An 18,134-nucleotide genomic window follows, 5' to 3' on the forward strand; every position below is an offset into this window, starting at 1 on the left:
CGAGCTTATGCTGACACATATTCTGCCAAAACTTAACTGATGGTCTATATCAGTCACTCAATTTCTTTTTTGTTTAAAACAGAGGAGTCTATTTCATGATGCCACAAAATACCGAATATTTGCAACCACTTCATTTTGCAATCAGCAACTTTGGAGTTTCCGAACATCTAGAAATTACAGTCAAGGTAAATTTGGGACTTATTAAACAAACTCTTCCCAAAAAATCTCTCACTGTTACAGAGATAGCCTACCATCTTACCTACCATCTTAGTCAAAGGACTGGAGATAAATGGACTCCTCACCGTGTTAATGAAATGCTGGAAGATATGAATTACCAGCACAAGCATTATTGGCAATGGGAACCCACTATTAAAGGTAAGCAGTTTGCAGACTTCAGTAGTCGAGTTCTCAAATGGAGTCCAGAAGTCATGAACTTAATCTTGCAACAACAACCTCAGCAGTTGCGGTTAGATGTCTAAAGCATATTTTTGAAGCTTGATTTTGCTTCATATTCTCCCTTATGAGACTTACCATTTGCGTGAGTCTCTGATGGTGATATATTGACACACGCTTAACTATTACCATTAGTCCGTAGGGTGAATTAACCGCATTTATGCTAAAATACAGTAACCACACTCTGTAAGGAGTTTTCTGTATTGCTAACATTACTTACGATGAAATTTTTGGAGCAGTATTAACTTTACCTCCTCTTTTTTCAGGAGTTTGATGTGTGTTTTTATGGTTATCAATTAGCTTTTGAACTTGCACTTAAGTCTATATAATTGGAAAGTAATACTAATACTTTAATATCTCTTTGAATTTATGGATGGAGAGACAATAGCGCGATCGCTAACTGATCATTTACCTTTGTTTTATTCCTTTGAAAAATCAGTTAAGATGATGTTGGTACAACCGCTCTAAGTAATTGACTTCCCTAATATGACAACCAGCGCAACTATAAACAAGGTGGACTACCTCCGCATCAGTTTAATTGATCGCTGCAACTTTCGTTGTCAATACTGTATGCCCGAAGGTGCAGAACTTGATTATATCGTCAAACAGCAATTATTAACTGATGAGGAACTGCTTACCCTCATTCAAGAGGTATTTATCCCCGTTGGTTTTACCCGCTTTCGTTTAACGGGTGGTGAACCTTTACTCCGTCCTCATGTAGTTGATTTAGTTGAGAAAATTGCTCATCTTCCCCAAACTGAAGATCTAGGAATGACTACAAATGGATTTCTACTCGCTCCCATAGCCCAAAATCTCTATGATGCAGGTTTAAAAAGAATTAATATTAGTTTAGATTCTTTAGATCCACATATATTTGCAGAAATTGTCGGTAATCATGGACGTGGACGCTGGCAACAAGTGTGGGAAGGTATCCAAGCTGCTTATAGGGTGGGATTTAACCCGTTGAAATTAAATGTAGTGGTAATTCCTGGCGTTAATGACCATGAAATTTTAGACTTGGCTGCTTTAACTATTGATAAACAATGGCACGTTAGATTTATTGAATTTATGCCTATTGGGAACAAAGACCTATTTAGCGATCGCGGTTGGGTATCTTCAGCAGATTTACGTCAATCCATTTATGAGCGTTGGGGCTTGACAGAATCGCAAGTTTGTGGTAATGGACCTGCGGATATATTTCAAATTCCTGGGGCTAAAGGCACACTAGGATTTATTAGCCAAATGTCAGAATGTTTTTGCGATCGCTGTAACCGGATGCGTCTTAGCGCCGATGGTTGGCTACGTCCTTGCTTATTAAATGAAACCGGTCAAATTGACTTAAAATCATCTTTACGCGCTGGTATTAGTACCACAGATCTACAAACACAAGTGAGACAAATTTTAAATATCAAATCAGAAATAAACTTTAAACAACGTGACTCTGGTACTCTCGGCACTTATGCCCGTACTATGTCCCAGATTGGTGGTTAGTCAGTTAATATCAGGGAATCTTAGATTTTATAGGGCTGACACAATTGTCACAAAAAATAAATTATAATCTTCTGTTTTTAGCTAGAGATTTAGCTCTGATGATTGTTCTCGTAGACTCTCGAAGAGAGGACTAAAGTCCTCACTACGATTTAGGGTATTATGCCAGCAAGTTCTGTTTTAGATTTTGGATTGTCAATGCCAAGAAAAACAATTCCCATCCAAAATCCAAAATCCAAAATCCAAAATCCAAAATTGTCCTAGGCTTGACGTGAGTAGTATTCCACCACAAGTAGTTCATTAACTTGTAGTGCCACCCATTCCCGTTCAATTATACTATTGACCTTACCAGCCAATTTAGTTTTATCAAACTCTAAATGACTAGGAAGATTAGCTAAACCGGGATATTGCAGGTTAGCTTCCACTAACTTCTTAGAAGCTTCTCTGTTTCTCACAGCAACTTCCTCACCGGCACGGCATTGATAGCTGGCAATATTTACTACTCGACCATTAACAGTTACGTGACCATGATTCACCAATTGACGAGCGGCCGGGATTGTCGGAGCCATACCCATACGGAAAACGGTATTATCCAAGCGCATTTCTAACAATTGCAGTAATACCTGTCCAGTAGAACCAGCTACTCGTCTAGCTTTACGGACATAGCGCAGCATTTGTTTTTCGGTCAAACCGTAGTTCATGCGGAGTTTTTGCTTTTCCTCTAAACGGATAGCATACTCAGATCGCTTTTTACGGTTTTGACCATGTTGTCCTGGGGGATAAGCGCGTCTAGCACTCTTCCGAGTTAAGCCTGGTAATTCGCCTAAACGACGGACAATTCTGAGGCGGGGTCCTCTATATCGGGACATGAGTTTCCTTAATTTAATCCTTCTAAAATTTTATTCAGACCTACTATTATGACATAGTTCCCAATCATAATAGACATTTTATAGGTAAATTGTCTTCTATTTACAGATAATATTCACAGCAATCAATCAGTTAAATCCACCAACTTTTGGCGTATTTTTGGTGATTACACCGACCTGACTGAATGGGAGAAGATGGGGAATCAGATTCTCAGGTAGCATAACCTTGGTTAATTGGAGAATAGTTATCGAAAGAAAGCAAAAAAATTAGTAACTTTGGGAACAAATCAACAAATTATTGCTTCACTGTATTTACAGCATCATTGATAATTATAGGTGATTGTTAACCAGTAGTTTAGCGACTATGACTGTTACCGATTCCTATCGAGACGACCATCAGGTTTGTACCTACTAGCTCATTGAGTATAAGTACCACAGCTAAACCAGCATCTCAAATTTTTGCCCCAACACTTCAACCACGGGAGTGATCCTGATTATGTAGTCAGAATTTATCAGCCTACACAAATTACACCTGTGGTTGCCCTTGATTTCTGTCACCACAATATCCACAGGATTTAGCAACCTGTGTAGATAGGATTAGTCACAGTGATCAGATATCAACAAATTTAGACACTTTTGTTAAGTGTGTCCCCGGTTTACGTCGGCAAATTGATTTGTGTCCCACCTAGGCATGAGATACTTGTATTGATGCCAGTGAAGGATATAGAGTTTTGGCGGATTATCTACCAATATATTGGGTTACAATCCAAATAAGAGAATATAGGCAAGCCCATCAGTTCCCATGAATAAATAGATTTATCACTGTACTCCTGGTAAGTGTGCCACCCTACGCAAGATACAAATAGTGTCTTCTATTCATCCTTATGACCAAAAACCATTTGTAAGATCATTGGTACTCCCCCCTCCTGGTGATATTTATCCCCCCAAGAACGAATAACTTCGTCTAATTCGTCTATTGCTTGCTCGATTTGATCAGCCGGAATATCCAGTTCTTCCACAGCCCGCATCGTGTTTGGTTTCCGATCTGCCCAATATTTCATCATCCGGAAATATCGGGCTGTATCCTCTACCATCGTGTATGTGCGCTCTTGATCATCAGCAGGAGAATAAAAAGGACGAGTTAGAGCATAAAAGGGCATACCCCAAGGAGAATCAATGCGTGTTACTGTTCCTGAATACAAGAGCCGACGCTTGATATGTTCTGCTAATGCTTCACTCAAGGGCATTTGGTGACTAGGGGGTAAGTCCTCCTGCGATCGCTTATGAAGAAAGTCAATTAACTCCATAAATTCAAATGAGGTGACTAACTTAGCATCAGGAAGATTTTTCGGTAGCTTTTGCTCAATTTGTTTTTTCTCTTCGCTGGTTAGACTCGTACCAGGAACACGGGATCTTCCTGGTTGCCAAGGATATTTTTCCATCCAGACATAAGGAAGTTGAATCAGATAGCGAGGTTCTTGGGAACCTAGCATTTTTAGCAGTTTGCCCTCAGTTAAAGCTTGTCTTACTTCTTCAACAATTATTTTAACTCGCTTTGGCTCAAGGTGGTGCAAATGTCCGGTCATTCGCAGGTTTTGTCCCTGCTCTAAATAGGTCATGTAAATTGCACACTTGGCTGCTGTTGCGGCTGCATCTAAAAATGCTCCATGCCTGTGTCCACCTGTCCGCATGGCACTGAAGGCTAGATAAAGCATGATCTGATCCATAGCACTAGGTCCAAGACGCTTAATCAGATCTATGTCGTTGGTCATATTCTACAGACGGTTTAATGGCTCGGTTACAAGTATGATGTTCAAATTAAATTACTGATTATACACCCATTTTGAAAAAATGATCTCTCAACTTCAAACCTAAAAAAAATGATCTCTCAACTTCAAACCTAAAATTACTGGTTGACTCGGAAATTTTTAGGTAGTAAATGTTCAGGGAGCAAATTGGCAATTTTTTGCCTCAGACTAACTAACCCCTCCCTCTGGTATGACTCGGAAACTTTAAATATCGAGGGTTTTGGGATGCAGGGTTACAGAGGAGGACGGGTAAAGTAGAATGATTTGCATTTTTTCTATTAGAACCCAGTATAACTTTCTCTTTCTTAAATATCTATATATTTTGCAAAAAAATTTCTTCCAGTCTTTTCTTACGTATGATTTTTGATACTCGTTAATCTGGACTGAATAAGTTCTAAAGGGAGGACAGGTAATAGGTAATAGGAATTTTACCATTACCAGTAGCCACTGAGAACTGACTATTTAGAAGGTTGTGGCTGATTTGGTGTTTTTCTCCAGCTAATACAGGCCGCACCCACAGTAACTAATATAACTCCCATAATCTGTACAATATCCAGGGATTCTTGCAGCATTAAACCGGCGAAAATTACCGTAAAAATTGGGACTGTAGCCCCAATTAAAGAGGAGAGAGGAGCGCCTAGTTTACGAATGCCAAAATTATTGAATAAGTAACCGCACAAGGTTAAAACACCTAATATAAAAGCACTTAAAACCAGTTCGAGTACATTAGATGAGTTAATTACTAAACCTAAATTACTTGGTAAAGGTATGATTAAGCACGTAAAACTTAATAACAGCATGGTAGTAAAGTTAATTAGTGTCAAAGATACGGGATGTAATTTGAGTTTGGTGGCGCATATTCTAGTAACAATGACGTAAATTGCAAATACTAGCCCGGATAGAATGGCTGTAGTGCTTCCTAATGAGGTATTGTTCACCACTACCTGACCACCCAAAATTAACAATTCACCAGCGAAAATTGCCGCCATTGCACCAGTGATAAATAAATTAGGACGCTCCTGAAACAAAAACCACGACAGAAAAACACTCATAACCGGATAGATAAAGAAAAGAGCGATCGCCATGGACGTGGTTACTTCACCAATAGCCAGATAAACAAGTACCTGCGATAAAAATAACAAGAAACCGCTAATTACTGATAAAAATAAAGCCTGTTTAGTGTTGTTCTGGCTGGGAATTGCTTTCCCCCGTAAGGAAGCAAATAAATTTTCTAAGTCTTGCCAAATTGGGGGATGTAATATAGGCGACAGCAATAACATTAATGGCACAACCACTAATAAACGTAGCATTAAAATTAAGAAAATATTACCCAATGTAGGCAAGATCAACTGCTGTGTTTCCAATCCTCCCGAAGAATTAAAATTAGAACCCGTAAAGAAGATTGCCTTAATGGCCACATTGTAAAGAGACGAAACCACTGTATACAAGGAAATCAAGAAAAAACCTATCTGCAACTCTGACGAGTTGGGAGATGTTCGTTGTCTTTGTTGTCTCGGAGTTGTTTGTTGTTTGGGTGTTATTTCCCGCCTTAATTTTGGTGCAGGAGGTCGTCTGGTTGATAAATTAGCAGTTAAGACAGAACTAAGTTCAGGTGGTGTATTTCCTAGTGCTGGTGCTGTTAATACTTTAGAAGTCAAGACAGCAGTAAGTTCAGGGTTTTCATCTTCTGGTGAAGTAGTTGGTAAATCTGGATTTATCAAAGAAACGGTTTCAGGGTTTTCATCTTCTGGTGAAGTAGTTGGTAAATCTGGATTTATCAAAGAACCGGTTTCAGGGTTTTCATCTTCTGGTGAAGTAGTTGGTAAATCTGGATTTATCAAAGAACCGGTTTCAGGGTTTTCATCTTCTGGTGAAGTGGTTGGTAAATCTGGATTTATCAAAGAACCGGTTTCAGGGTTTTCATCTTCTGGTGAAGTAGTTGGTAAATCTGGATTTATCAAAGAACCGGTTTCAGGGTTTTTCGCTGCCGATGGAGATAATATAGCGATTGTTGCTGCTGATGTAGAATCACCCTGTGGTAATTCATGAGGAATCAAAGCAACCGGTTCAATAATGATTTTTTTTGTAGATTTTTCCCCATTACCATTTTGATGAGTTATGGTTTCGCCACGTAGACTATCAGCCAATTGTAAAACTGTTGGCGCGCCTCCCATGGCTATATTTAGAGAGTTTGTGTCTCTATTTTTTTCTAGTTCATTGCGTAGCCTGTTAACAAACTCTGCTAATATTGTTTCTCCTTGCTGCTGTTGACTATACATCCGCGCCAACTGTTGAGAAAGATCACTTTGATAGTTTTTGAGTTCTTGTGATAGTGAACTAAAGGCATTAGTGACAGTATGATCAAGACTGTCTATCATGGTACTAACATTCTGTCCGTTCTCATTAACTGCACTATCATTAAATTGAGTATTTTTAAGTGAAAGTTGGTTAGAGGGGTTATGCTCTAGGGTTTGCGTAGCTAAAGTTTTCAATGAGGATTGTAATTGGGAAGAGATGTGTTTAGCTAAAACTTCTGCTAACTGACGAATTAACACCTGCTGTTCAGTAATTTGTCGTGATTGCTGTAACTGTTCTTTTTCCTCAATTAATTTTTGAATATCTTGAGATAATCGGTTTTTTTCCGCTTCTAGCCGTTTTACATCTTCCTGTAACGTCCTCAAGAGATTTTGTTGAAGATTTTCTAAATCCTCAACTACATCCCACAGAGCATTTTCTGCGGCTCTGGATAGCTCACCTCTAATGCGTGGGTTTTCTGGTCGCTTCTCAAATCGCCCCATCAGTTTCTAGCCTCTAACACCTTGATGATTAAGTAGCTGCTCCGAATACCGAATCAACACTTATATTAAGTTTCCTTCAGAAAATAGAGGAAACTGAACAATTTCACTAGATTTATAAATTTACTTAACTTATACAAGATTAGTACCCATCTTATGATTACGGAATTATAGTTGTGAACAGGTCGGCATCTCTTAGCTAAAAGAGTGTCTGATATGTGTCTATTCCTTTTAATTATAGTGATTAATGGGCAGAAATTGTGGAAAAATCTTCTCTCTTTTCCAGAGGGTGTGGCAAAATTCAAGAATTTACAGGTGGGGTCTGAAGTCGAGGAGGAAGAATTTTCCTATTTATTAACTTATTACTTATTACCTATTATCTATTATCTATTAGCGATAGTGAAGATAATAGCGCTCATGGCGGCGCTGATGGGGACTGTAATTAACCAGGCGGCGGCAATATTTTGGATAGTGGAAAGTTTGATAGCTTGAAGATTTTGTACCAGTCCAATACCGACAACTCCACCGACAAGGGCGTGGGAAGTGGAAACGGGTAAACCTAAACGGGAAGCTAGTAAAATTGTCATTGCTGTGGCCAGTTCGGCGCAAAATCCACTGCTAGGTTCTAAGGAAATAATATTTTTGCCAATGGTGGTAATAACTTTTTCTCCCCAAACTGCTAAACCTGCCACAATTCCCACAGCACCTAAAAGCAGAATCCAAAGGGGAATAGTGAGTTGATCATTAGGGACTTTACCTTGTTGATTGATGTAGTAAATTACTGCCAGGGGAGCGATCGCATTACCAACATCGTTAGAACCGTGAGCAAATGCGACAAAGCAAGCACTGATAACTTGAAATTTGGCAAATAAACCTTGAATTTGATTGTCAATTTGACTATTTGCTAATTCTCGCCAACTGATCAAAGTCAGGGCTATTGCAGCCATTCCAGTGATGAATAGGGTAATATCGTGAGGAGGAATATTCAATTTTCTCTCTGTAAGTAAAAACTGGCTGAAAGGTTGAGTAATTGTGGGGAGAACAATAACACCAAATATACTCAATAGCAATGTACTTAACCAGGGAGTCCATTCTTGTAACTGGGACAGGGGATGAAGTTGATTAAAAATCCAGTGTCGAATTAGACCATATAAACCAGCGGAGATTGCACCACTAATTATGGGTGTTAAAATCCAGCCAATGGTAATTAAACCGACAGACGACCAATCTATTGCCTCTATTCCTAATGATACCCAACTAAAGCCAGCGATCGCCCCGACAATGGCATGAGACGACGATACAGGTAAACCCCTGGATGTGGCAACTTGTAGCCATATTCCACCCGACAGGAGTACCGAGATCATGCCCATGACTAAAGTTTGTGGTGTCGTAGCAAATAAAGCTGGATCAGCAATTTTTGTTCCCAAGGTAGATGTTACCTCTTGTCCAAATAAGACAGCACCAAGAAACTCTAACACCCCAGCCATAATGATTGCCTGTGTGAGTGTAATCGCTTTAGAACCCACAGAAGTTCCCATGGCATTAGCGACATCATTTGCACCCAGATTCCAGGCCATATAGAAGGCTAAAAGGGCGACTATTACAAGTATTGCCATAAAATAAACTATGCGCCCCGGTTAACAGGTAAAGATTTTGATGAATGATTTACATTTTCCATTTTTTTGGCTGTCAAAATTCAGGCGAGTTAGTAAGCTCGACAAAATAACTTGATCTATCCATCACTTGAGGGGAATGTCTCCTTTCACGACTGATAGCTTTTAACCTTATGCACCAAGTACAACTCTCGAGTCTAGATGTTGCCTGTGGTGCTGGACAAAAACTAAAGTTAATGAGACATTCTTGTAAGAGACAAGGATTAACTATATTCCTGATTAAGAGGAATACAGGTTAAGAGGGTAAGTAATTACCGGATGTTTTGATGAAATAGTGAACAATTTTCTGTCGATATGAAGTGCTGTAACTGTCTATGTTTTTAGCAGAGAAATTGAAATACTTATAGCTTAGGTGCTGAAGAGCTATATAACTGATCAAAGATATAGTGCTTGTAACTAGCTATATCTAGTGTCAGTACAAGAGAAACTTATCGACGATAGAATCCCACAAGTGTAGTGCTGTAAATGTCTATGTCGTCTCAATACAAGAAGTGGTAGGCAGAATTAATTGTCTGATAATCCGGTAATATCATCTTGATCGTTGGCAGGTATTAATATCTAACTACCTGTTAAATAACAGAACTGACAATACTCCCAGTTATCCATCTAGACTTCTGCGACCACTACCTCGATGAGGATTGGGCGTTTGTGGGTCATTAGGACTAGGTTTAGAGTTATCAGCCAGGTTGAACTTCGTTTCACCAAAAGTGAAACTCTCGTTGGTCAAAGGTGAAGGCTGGTAATCGGACTTGAGCCTAGACAGAGTGGAAAAACGAGTCTGTACTGCTTCGCAGTTAAAAGCTAAGGAGCCAAATACCAGACTCGATACTAAAAGTGAAATGGCAGCACGCATAGTAGATGTCTATTTTAGAACTCTCTACTTCATTAATCCTTGATATTTATATGTCTATCCGGAAAATTTGCAAAAAAGTATTGTATTTTACTGAATAAAAGTTAATTTTATACTTCTTCAAGATGCTCAACAAGTAACCAATTCCCAGAGGGATTTGGCCGCCCCCAAATCTTGAGTATTTTTGCTGAGGGAAGAGTTTGTAATTGCTGGTCTATATGCGATCGCAATGCCACAAGCTGCCAATTTGTCGTCGTTAAATTGGTTTTTTCTGTGATATTGAATTGGTAGTTTTGCTCGTCCAGCCGTTTAAATTTCCCTGTAAAGCAGTTGAGGTTGAATTTATTATCGGTCTGGTCCAAAATACAAGGACAATTACCATCAGCAGGATAAGCTTCTGGGTGGTCTAAATAATAAGTTTGCCAGTGTAACCAATCAGGATGATCAGTTGATAAGTTAAACAGGGGAACAATTAAGACTGGTGCATAGTCATCCGTCAATAATGCAGCCTGCAAACTCTTCACTGGTAAATCTCTGGGCTGACATCCTAGCACAACACTCATAGCAGCTGCCATACCGGCGGCTTGACCAATTCCCATGACCACAGGTTGGAGTCTGGTGGCCCCATTAGCAATATGGGAAACGGAAATGTTCTTTTCGCAAACCAGAAAACCATCTGTATTGGCGGGGATGAGCGCGGAATAGGGGATAGTAAAGGGTGTTCCTGTCCATCTTCCACCCCAACGGATAGATTTAGGTTGCAATAAAAACTCAACACCTGGATAATGGTGATCGTTGGCATAGTTAGCGACAGCGATGGCATCATGAAATGGTGGTGCGGTTTTACTGTTAGCTAAAGGCAGAATATCTTGTTCACAAACAGTTGTTAAGCCTACTAAGCGGCGACTTTCCCGATAATAGGGATGAAGGGCAAAAGCGGAATTAGCATGAGGAAAAAGGTTTGCAGCTAATCCGTAACGCCTACCAAACTGAGTTTGAATGAAATGAGCGAAATTCTGACTGTGCCAGCAACATTCTCGCACAAATTCCTGCTTTTTCACCCCTGCATCTAGCAACCGATTGGCATTTTGGCAGTAGTCGTTGCCCGCAATAGGCCAATTAATCATAAATCGACTGCCGGGCAAGCGTCCATAGTTCAAAAATTTTTCTGGACCATAGTCATCCCAAGCTCCTGTAAACTGGGATGGATCATAGTTAGGGGCTGGAGAAATTTCTGGGGCGATATTGTTCCCAAAATCTTGCATTACTACTACCCAAGTGGGTGCTTGCACTGGATAGGTTTGGGTCAGGGAGTTAAAATTTGCGGGTGCGCTGGGTTCTCCCCATTCTGACTGTAATTCCCAACCCCAACGTAATGGTATTTCTCCTAAAGCTAATAAATCTCCTAATTCTGTGCCGTCAAGAATAATTTTGGCGTTGACGGTGAAGTCAGCAAAGCGTACACCTGTAATACAGTCCTTTGTTCGCAAAACCTCTAAAGGAACTTTTCTGGAAATCCATTGAAGATTAGGTAATTCTCGCACCCAGTCGGCAAATATTTCTGCACCTATGCGCGGATCATAACTAAAAAAGCTGACCCAACTATGATCTAATCCTCCTGGTTGCCTATGTTGCAATTCTTGTAAAAAAGCACCCCATAAACCTGTTTGAAAGGCTTGTAATTCGTTGCCGTCGGGTGCAGATACCCCCGCAGAGGTAAGCATTCCTCCTAACCAGGCAAATTCACTCACTAGGATGGTTTTTACACCTTTCCGCGCTGCTTGGATAGCGGCCACAGTTCCACCTGTGCCACCACCGACAACTAACACATCCGTTGTATAAATTTGATTCATGTTATATTCATAATATTAATTTAAAAGACATTTACCACAGATGATAAAAAACTGTGTGTTTGCTTAATCGCTAGTGCAACCCAACAAAAACTTTGATAATGTTAGGTTTGCTTAGGTTAACCCAACCTACATCTATAAAATTACAGCAATTATTCTCTTATATATTAGAAGATCCATTCAATACATGAAAAGCTGCCCAATTAGAACTTAGGCAAAATATGTCTAGAGTCTATTAACCACCACTTCCCGTCCTAGTTATGTACAGGAATAGGGAAGTTCACCGCAGATAATTTTCTACTTGTCAGGACTAGAACAGGGTAAAGCGCAATGTGCTTTACCGTTCTATAAAATCTAATTACAATTTATCTAATTACAATTTAGTCCCGCACTCAGAACAGAAATTATGATTAGCTTGGTTTTGTGTACCACAATTGCTGCAAGAAATTGATTCCACAGCGGTTTTTGGTGTTTGTTGAGGTAAACCAACCATTTGGGAGTTATTCTTACCAGGGGCTACCATGGGATAGCAGTTTTCATCTCTGGTTACATGAACATTGACAATGACAGGTCCATTGTGTGCCAGCATTTCGGCAATTTTATCTGCCAACTCTTCCCGCTGACTAATTACCATCCCCTTGATCCCATAAGCCTGGGCTAAAAGCTCAATATCAGGCATTCCTACTTCCATGTTGGAAGACGAATAACGTTGACCATAGAAGGCTTCTTGCCATTGTCGCACCATTCCCTGCCAACCGTTATTTAAAATTAGGGTCTTGACATTAATTCCATATTGTGCTAAAGTCCCCAATTCTTGTAAACACATTTGGAAACTGGCATCACCACTAATACAGATCACTTGTTCGTCCGGGAATGCCACCTTCACACCCATGGCCGCAGGGACACCAAACCCCATTGTGCCTAAACCGGCACTAGAAATCCAGCGTCTTGGACCATTTTTGAGGAATTGGGCTGCCCACATTTGATGTTGACCGACATCTGTGGTATAAAATGCGTTAGGGGCTTGGCTACCAACTTCGACAATTACTTCTTGGGGAGAAATACTATCGGCGTGATGGGGGACAATTAAAGGGTAATCTTGTCGCCAACGGTTAATTAGGTTTAACCATTCTTGATTTTGGTTAGGTGTGGCTTTCCTATTTGCGTCTTGACATCGCCGTAATAAGTCTTTTAAGACGTTTTTAACATCCCCCACAATGGGGACTTCGGGAACGCGGTTTTTACCGACTTCTGCGGGGTCAATATCAATGTGAATGACTTTGGCTAAAGAGGCAAATTCGTCTAATTTACCTGTAACTCGGTCATCAAATCTCGCACCAACGCAAATTAATAAATCACAATCTGTAACAGCAAAATTTGCGTAGGCCGTGCCGTGCATTCCCAACATTCCTAAGGAGAGGGGATGATGTTCATCAAATGCACCGATACCCATTAAGGTAGTGGTGACGGGGATATTAAATAATTCTGCCAGTTCTTTAACTTCTTCGTGGGCATTGGCAGCGATCGCTCCTCCTCCAACATACAACAAAGGGCGACGACTTTCTCGAATTAATTGAATGGCGGCATTAATTTGGCGGGGATTTCCCTTGACTGTGGGACGATAACCCGGTAATTTAATCGAACCTGGTGCTACAGGAACATAATCAAATTCTTCTAACGCTACATCTTTTGGCACATCAATTAAAACAGGTCCCGGTCTACCTGTGCTGGCAATGTGGAAAGCTTCAGCTACAATCCGCGCCATATCTTTAGCATCGCGGACTACGTAAGAATGCTTAACAATGGGTAAAGTAATCCCATAAATATCTGTTTCCTGAAAAGCATCTGTACCAATTGCGGCTCGTGGTACTTGTCCTGTGACTACAATCATGGGTATAGAATCCATGTAAGCTGTAGCGATACCTGTCACTAAGTTGGTTGCCCCTGGTCCAGAAGTACCAAAACATACTCCTACCTTACCAGTAGCACGGGCGTAACCATCAGCCGCGTGGGATGCTCCTTGTTCGTGTCTGACCAAGATGTGCTTAATAGTACCCGCTGCTTCTATTTTATAGAGGTCATCATAAATAGGTAGAATTGCGCCACCGGGATAACCAAAAATATGCTCAACACCATGACGAATAAGACTATCTATGAGCGCGAAACCTCCAGAAGTCCGTTGGGGGTAAACTGGGGAATTTGGGGAGACAGGAGACTGGTTGTGATTTTCAGATTTTGGGGGGCTGATTGAAGAAGACGAAAGCACGGTTTAGGCCTCAAGGTATAACTAAAATTAACGCTTAGATTTTGTATTTAAGACTTGATTTTAATTTAAAAATTCTCACAGATCATAAATTGAGATGCGATGAGAATAGATTAAGATTGTACAACTTTAGATTACATCTTGCAATACTTTGCGAGTATTTTGCCAGGACCAGATACCGATAGCTCCCACAACTACACTCATTCCCAATAATACAACAGATAAACCAAAGGCATTAACTAACTTGGTTGTAATTAATAGAGGTGCGGTCAGGGCGATATTAATGGCATGATTTTGAAAGCCAAAGACCTTACCGTGCATTTCTGGTGGTGTTTGTTGTTGAATTAAGGTTTGCATTGGCACGTTAACAAAAGCAGCACCTACACCTAAGAAAATACACAGTCCTAATGCTAAGGGTTGGTTGTCAATAAAAATGAATAAGCCTAAAGAGAATGCCATAATTATAAACCCAATTAAAGGCAAGGGTTTATGATGTAAACGATGGCCGAAATGCCCTAAAATAGCCGCACCTATAACCATACCCACCCCAGCGGCAGCCACAAAAGAGCTAAATTCTTCCGGTGCTAAATGTAACCTGGCTGCCATGCCAATGGCTAATTCTATCAGGGCGGCAAATACGCAGTATAAGGTGACAATTTGCAGCATAGCATTCCATACCAGCCGATTTTGTTTGAGATAGCGTAGTCCTAACATAAATTCAGCCCAGGGATTAATTGGGGCTGTTTCCTGGTTAGGTCTGTGTTCTCGAAAATGAATGGGCATCATGATCAGGGCAGAAAGCAGGTATAAGCAGCCAACTACCAATTCTTTACCAAAACCCTTGTTAAAACTTTCAAACCAATTTAACATAGGAGTGGCCACGGCATTGCCAATAATTAACGCAGCCATCATTGTGCTGCTGAATAGGGCATTGGCAGCCATTAAACCTTCTTTTTTGACCAAAAGCGGAATAGCAGCCTGTTCTGCGGGGGCAAAAAACTGGGTAACGGTGGAGATAGAAAAGGTGAAGAATAGGAGAATGGCAAATTCTCGCGGTAGGAAGGGAATTAAGAGCATTAACACCCCACGCACCGCATCTGAAGCGACCATAATCAGTTTTTTTGGTACACGGTCAACGATAATACCACCAGCAGAACCAAACAACATGGCAGGGACGGTAAATGCCATATACAAATAAAAACGTCCGTCTTCTCCTCCACCATTAACGGGCAAATAGAGTTTGAGTAAGGCAATCATTAATACAAAGAATACCTTATCTGCCAATTGGGAAATCAGTTGCCCAATCCACAGGAGCATAAAGCCCCTATTTTTTACCAGTGCGGCAAATCCGTGATTAATAGTAGTAGATTTAGTGGGCAGCATTAGATACTTAAATTTGGAGAACAATTGATGTAATTACGCATAACATAATCAAGGCTATGGGCAAAAAAAAGGGATATGTCCAGATGAATTACTCTTGATTAACAATAAGCTCTTCGGTCGCATTTTTCGTAATTCCTCAAATAATCACTATTTATTGTGATACTGTTGTAATATGAAATTGAGAAATTCAGAGGCGGTAAGGTAGTTTTTGGGTGGAGAGAACCCAGCGGGGGGGTTTACCCATTTCCCTGGGACTGTTTGGGGGGAGTGCCACATTGATAGATGGTCAACTGCTGGATCTGCGTAAAAGTTATTTTCTCTTATACCGAGATAAGCTGAAGTCCAATGGGTGTAATGATCATGACTTAAACGATGAATGGGAAAGTTGCCCCCTAGAGGGACTCCCCAACCGTCAATGGCAATAAAAGCCTGAACGTGACCTCCCAAAAGTTGCCACCCTGTAGCGGCACCTATACCCCCAATTACACCAGCACTAAAGCATAAGAATATAAGAGGAGATTCTAGTTTATCACGGAGGCGATCGCGCAAAAAATGTAAAATATGAAATGTTGATAAAGTTAAATAACCTTCTCCCGGAAAAATTAGTATATCTGTGGGCTTTCCCATATCCAAACTTTCTTGGTCTTTATTTAAGCACTCTTGGATAAAACTTTTAGTTAATTCTGGTGCATGAATTCCCGGACAAATAATAATGGTCATTGGTTTTTTATTTTCGGATCTGTCAGAATTTTATACTAAATTAAAATAAAAATTTACTGTGTAAAAAATTGGCGTGATTCGTGAATAATTAGTTTTATAATAAATACAAAAATTTTCCTATCTTAATTAAATTATGCAAACCGACTATTTACTAAATCTACCTCCCATGGGTTGCGGAACTTGGGCTTGGGGAAATCAATTACTTTGGGGATATAATCAGAGCATGGATAACCAGTTGCAAGAGGTATTTAATCTCTGTGTTAGCAGTGGTGTCACATTATTTGATACAGGTGATTCCTACGGTACTGGCAAATTAAAAGGACGCAGTGAGTTACTTTTAGGCAGATTTTCCCAAGCATATCCAGGAATAAATAAAGAGAATATTTGCATTGCGACTAAGTTGGCTGCATACCCTTGGAGGTGGACTAGAAACTCGATTATATCAGCTTGTCATAGCTCGGCAAAAAGATTAGGTAAAAATGTTGATTTGGTGCAAATGCACTGGTCTACAGCTAATTATGCACCTTGGCAAGAAGTGGGTTTATTAGATGGTTTAGCAGATTTATATGAGCAAGGTTCAGTTAAAGGTGTGGGTTTGTCTAATTATGGCACAAAAAGACTTAAATGGGTGCATAAAAGATTTCAGGAAAGAGGAATACCTATTAAAACTTTGCAGGTACAATATTCACTTTTATCTACTTATCCAGTCACGGAATTAGGTTTAAAGGAAGTTTGTGATGATTTGGGAATTAGATTAATTGCTTATAGTCCTTTAGGGTTGGGTTTATTAACAGGTAAGTTTTCAGAAAATGGGAGTTTTCCTAAAGGTATTCGGGGATTTTTATGCAAGCAGTTATTACCAGGAATGAAACCGCTTTTGGGCTGTTTGCAAGAAATAGCAAATATGAGAGATAAAACTATGTCTCAAGTGGCTATTAATTGGTGTATTAGTAAAGGCACAATTCCTATTCCTGGGGCTAAAAATGTGGAACAAGCAAAAGAGAATATCGGGGCTTTAGGTTGGTTTTTGACTGATAGTGAGGTGATAGAATTAGATGCTGCTGCTAATAGGGTGGAGAAGAAAATGGTGCAGAATATTTTTCAAACTAAGTAATAAGTAATATTCAACCCCATAATACATAACAAAAGAATCATGCTAAAAACTTCTACTTTTATATTCCGTCTTTCCCAAGGACATTTGAATTTACTCACAGTTTGTCCTCGCAAATTCCAATATAGCTATTTAGAACAACTTAACACACCCATAGACCCTCAAAAGGAAGAATATCAAATTTTGGGTAGTCGTTTCCACTTACTTATGCAGCAGCGAGAAATGGGTTTATCCATTGATAATTTGTTAAACGCAAATCCTCAATTACAAAATTGGATGACTGATTTTACGAAAATTGCCCCGGAAATATTTACAACTAATATTAATAATCATCATAATCAAACTTTTCGAGAAAGTGAACATTATCGAACTTTGCAAATTGGAGACTACCTACTCACAGTTATTTATGATTTATTAATTACTGATGAAAATCAAGCCCAAATTCTCGACTGGAAAACCTATCCCCAACCACCAAAACCAGAAATATTAGCCCAAAATTGGCAAACAAAACTGTATATGTATATATTAGCAGAAACTAGTAACTATCTATCAGAAAATATTTCCATGACTTACTGGTTTGTACAATCAAAAAGGCAAACTAAAAATATCAAATTCACTTATAATGCACAACAACATCGAAAAACAGCACAGGAATTGAATCAATTATTAAACAACCTGACAAAATGGGTCAAAGATTATGAAGATAATACACCATTACCGCTTCAAGAATCTGATCAAATCTGTGAATCTTGTCAATTTGCTGTGCGTTGTCACCGTCAAAAAAACAAGGAAATAACTATGAATATTAACCAGCATTTTCCTAACTTAGAAAATATTGCAGAAGTATCACTTTAAACTTAATTTAATACTTAAT

Annotated in this window: 13 protein-coding genes; 4 read left to right on the forward strand and 9 right to left on the reverse strand. The window is 39.6% G+C overall.

Annotated features, from left to right (window positions below):
* The first annotated feature begins 95 nt into the window (after positions 1-95).
* Positions 96-479 carry a hypothetical protein gene (locus tag H6F39_RS13740; RefSeq protein WP_190396869.1) on the forward strand — a complete coding sequence of 128 codons (384 nt, stop codon included), beginning with the start codon at positions 96-98 and terminating at the stop codon, positions 477-479.
* Positions 480-957: 478 nt separating this feature from the next.
* On the forward strand, positions 958-1,944 hold the full coding sequence (moaA, locus tag H6F39_RS13745; protein WP_168358868.1) for a GTP 3',8-cyclase MoaA: 987 nt from the start codon (positions 958-960) through the stop codon (positions 1,942-1,944).
* Positions 1,945-2,201: 257 nt separating this feature from the next.
* Here the strand turns inward: moaA and rpsD are convergent, their stop codons facing one another.
* The 9 genes from rpsD to H6F39_RS13785 all read right to left on the reverse strand — a co-directional run bounded on the left by rpsD (position 2,202) and on the right by H6F39_RS13785 (position 16,149).
* Positions 2,202-2,810: a 30S ribosomal protein S4 gene (gene rpsD, locus H6F39_RS13750; RefSeq protein ID WP_028082312.1), complete on the reverse strand. Its 609-nt coding sequence runs from the start codon at positions 2,808-2,810 to the stop codon at positions 2,202-2,204.
* An 869-nt stretch (positions 2,811-3,679) separates the two neighbouring features.
* Complete coding sequence (gene hetR / locus H6F39_RS13755; protein WP_137909027.1) at positions 3,680-4,579, reverse strand: heterocyst differentiation master regulator HetR; 900 nt, start codon at positions 4,577-4,579, stop codon at positions 3,680-3,682.
* Positions 4,580-5,073: 494 nt separating this feature from the next.
* On the reverse strand, positions 5,074-7,413 hold the full coding sequence (locus H6F39_RS13760) for an EamA family transporter (RefSeq protein ID WP_190396870.1): 2,340 nt from the start codon (positions 7,411-7,413) through the stop codon (positions 5,074-5,076).
* Positions 7,414-7,793: 380 nt separating this feature from the next.
* Positions 7,794-9,026 carry an inorganic phosphate transporter gene (locus H6F39_RS13765; RefSeq protein WP_190372361.1) on the reverse strand — a complete coding sequence of 411 codons (1,233 nt, stop codon included), beginning with the start codon at positions 9,024-9,026 and terminating at the stop codon, positions 7,794-7,796.
* A gap of 655 nt (positions 9,027-9,681) precedes the next feature.
* The gene (gene patX, locus H6F39_RS20775) at positions 9,682-9,936 is read right to left on the reverse strand and encodes a heterocyst-inhibiting protein PatX (RefSeq protein ID WP_137909024.1); all 255 of its coding nucleotides are present in this window, start codon (positions 9,934-9,936) and stop codon (positions 9,682-9,684) included.
* Positions 9,937-10,043: 107 nt separating this feature from the next.
* A complete protein-coding gene (locus H6F39_RS13770; protein WP_137909023.1) occupies positions 10,044-11,786 on the reverse strand; it encodes an FAD-dependent oxidoreductase in 1,743 nt (580 codons plus the stop codon).
* A 370-nt stretch (positions 11,787-12,156) separates the two neighbouring features.
* The gene (ilvB, locus tag H6F39_RS13775; RefSeq protein WP_190396871.1) at positions 12,157-14,049 is read right to left on the reverse strand and encodes a biosynthetic-type acetolactate synthase large subunit; all 1,893 of its coding nucleotides are present in this window, start codon (positions 14,047-14,049) and stop codon (positions 12,157-12,159) included.
* A gap of 126 nt (positions 14,050-14,175) precedes the next feature.
* Positions 14,176-15,429, reverse strand: a complete 1,254-nt coding sequence (locus H6F39_RS13780; protein WP_137909021.1) for an MFS transporter — start codon at positions 15,427-15,429, stop codon at positions 14,176-14,178.
* Between the two features lie 147 nt (positions 15,430-15,576).
* Positions 15,577-16,149, reverse strand: coding sequence for a hypothetical protein (locus H6F39_RS13785; protein ID WP_137909020.1), 573 nt, complete (start codon positions 16,147-16,149; stop codon positions 15,577-15,579).
* A gap of 133 nt (positions 16,150-16,282) precedes the next feature.
* On the opposite strand from H6F39_RS13785, the gene H6F39_RS13790 reads away from it, so the two are divergent.
* A complete protein-coding gene (locus H6F39_RS13790; protein ID WP_190396872.1) occupies positions 16,283-17,263 on the forward strand; it encodes an aldo/keto reductase in 981 nt (326 codons plus the stop codon).
* A 39-nt stretch (positions 17,264-17,302) separates the two neighbouring features.
* Positions 17,303-18,115, forward strand: a complete 813-nt coding sequence (locus H6F39_RS13795) for a PD-(D/E)XK nuclease family protein (protein ID WP_190396873.1) — start codon at positions 17,303-17,305, stop codon at positions 18,113-18,115.
* Positions 18,116-18,134: the final 19 nt, after the last annotated feature.

This window comes from Dolichospermum sp. FACHB-1250 (assembly GCF_014696335.1).
Classification (GTDB): domain Bacteria; phylum Cyanobacteriota; class Cyanobacteriia; order Cyanobacteriales; family Nostocaceae; genus Dolichospermum; species Dolichospermum planctonicum.

What these genes read in the sequence shown, in the direction of transcription:
- H6F39_RS13740 (WP_190396869.1), top strand. Translation starts at nt 96, where the DNA reads ATGATGCCACAAAATACCGAATATTTGCAACCACTTCATTTTGCAATC.
- rpsD (WP_028082312.1), bottom strand. Translation starts at nt 2,810, where the DNA reads ATGTCCCGATATAGAGGACCCCGCCTCAGAATTGTCCGTCGTTTAGGC.
- hetR (WP_137909027.1), bottom strand. Translation starts at nt 4,579, where the DNA reads ATGACCAACGACATAGATCTGATTAAGCGTCTTGGACCTAGTGCTATG.
- H6F39_RS13760 (WP_190396870.1), bottom strand. Translation starts at nt 7,413, where the DNA reads ATGGGGCGATTTGAGAAGCGACCAGAAAACCCACGCATTAGAGGTGAG.
- H6F39_RS13765 (WP_190372361.1), bottom strand. Translation starts at nt 9,026, where the DNA reads ATGGCAATACTTGTAATAGTCGCCCTTTTAGCCTTCTATATGGCCTGG.
- patX (WP_137909024.1), bottom strand. Translation starts at nt 9,936, where the DNA reads ATGCGTGCTGCCATTTCACTTTTAGTATCGAGTCTGGTATTTGGCTCC.
- H6F39_RS13770 (WP_137909023.1), bottom strand. Translation starts at nt 11,786, where the DNA reads ATGAATCAAATTTATACAACGGATGTGTTAGTTGTCGGTGGTGGCACA.
- H6F39_RS13780 (WP_137909021.1), bottom strand. Translation starts at nt 15,429, where the DNA reads ATGCTGCCCACTAAATCTACTACTATTAATCACGGATTTGCCGCACTG.
- H6F39_RS13785 (WP_137909020.1), bottom strand. Translation starts at nt 16,149, where the DNA reads ATGACCATTATTATTTGTCCGGGAATTCATGCACCAGAATTAACTAAA.
- H6F39_RS13790 (WP_190396872.1), top strand. Translation starts at nt 16,283, where the DNA reads ATGCAAACCGACTATTTACTAAATCTACCTCCCATGGGTTGCGGAACT.
- H6F39_RS13795 (WP_190396873.1), top strand. Translation starts at nt 17,303, where the DNA reads ATGCTAAAAACTTCTACTTTTATATTCCGTCTTTCCCAAGGACATTTG.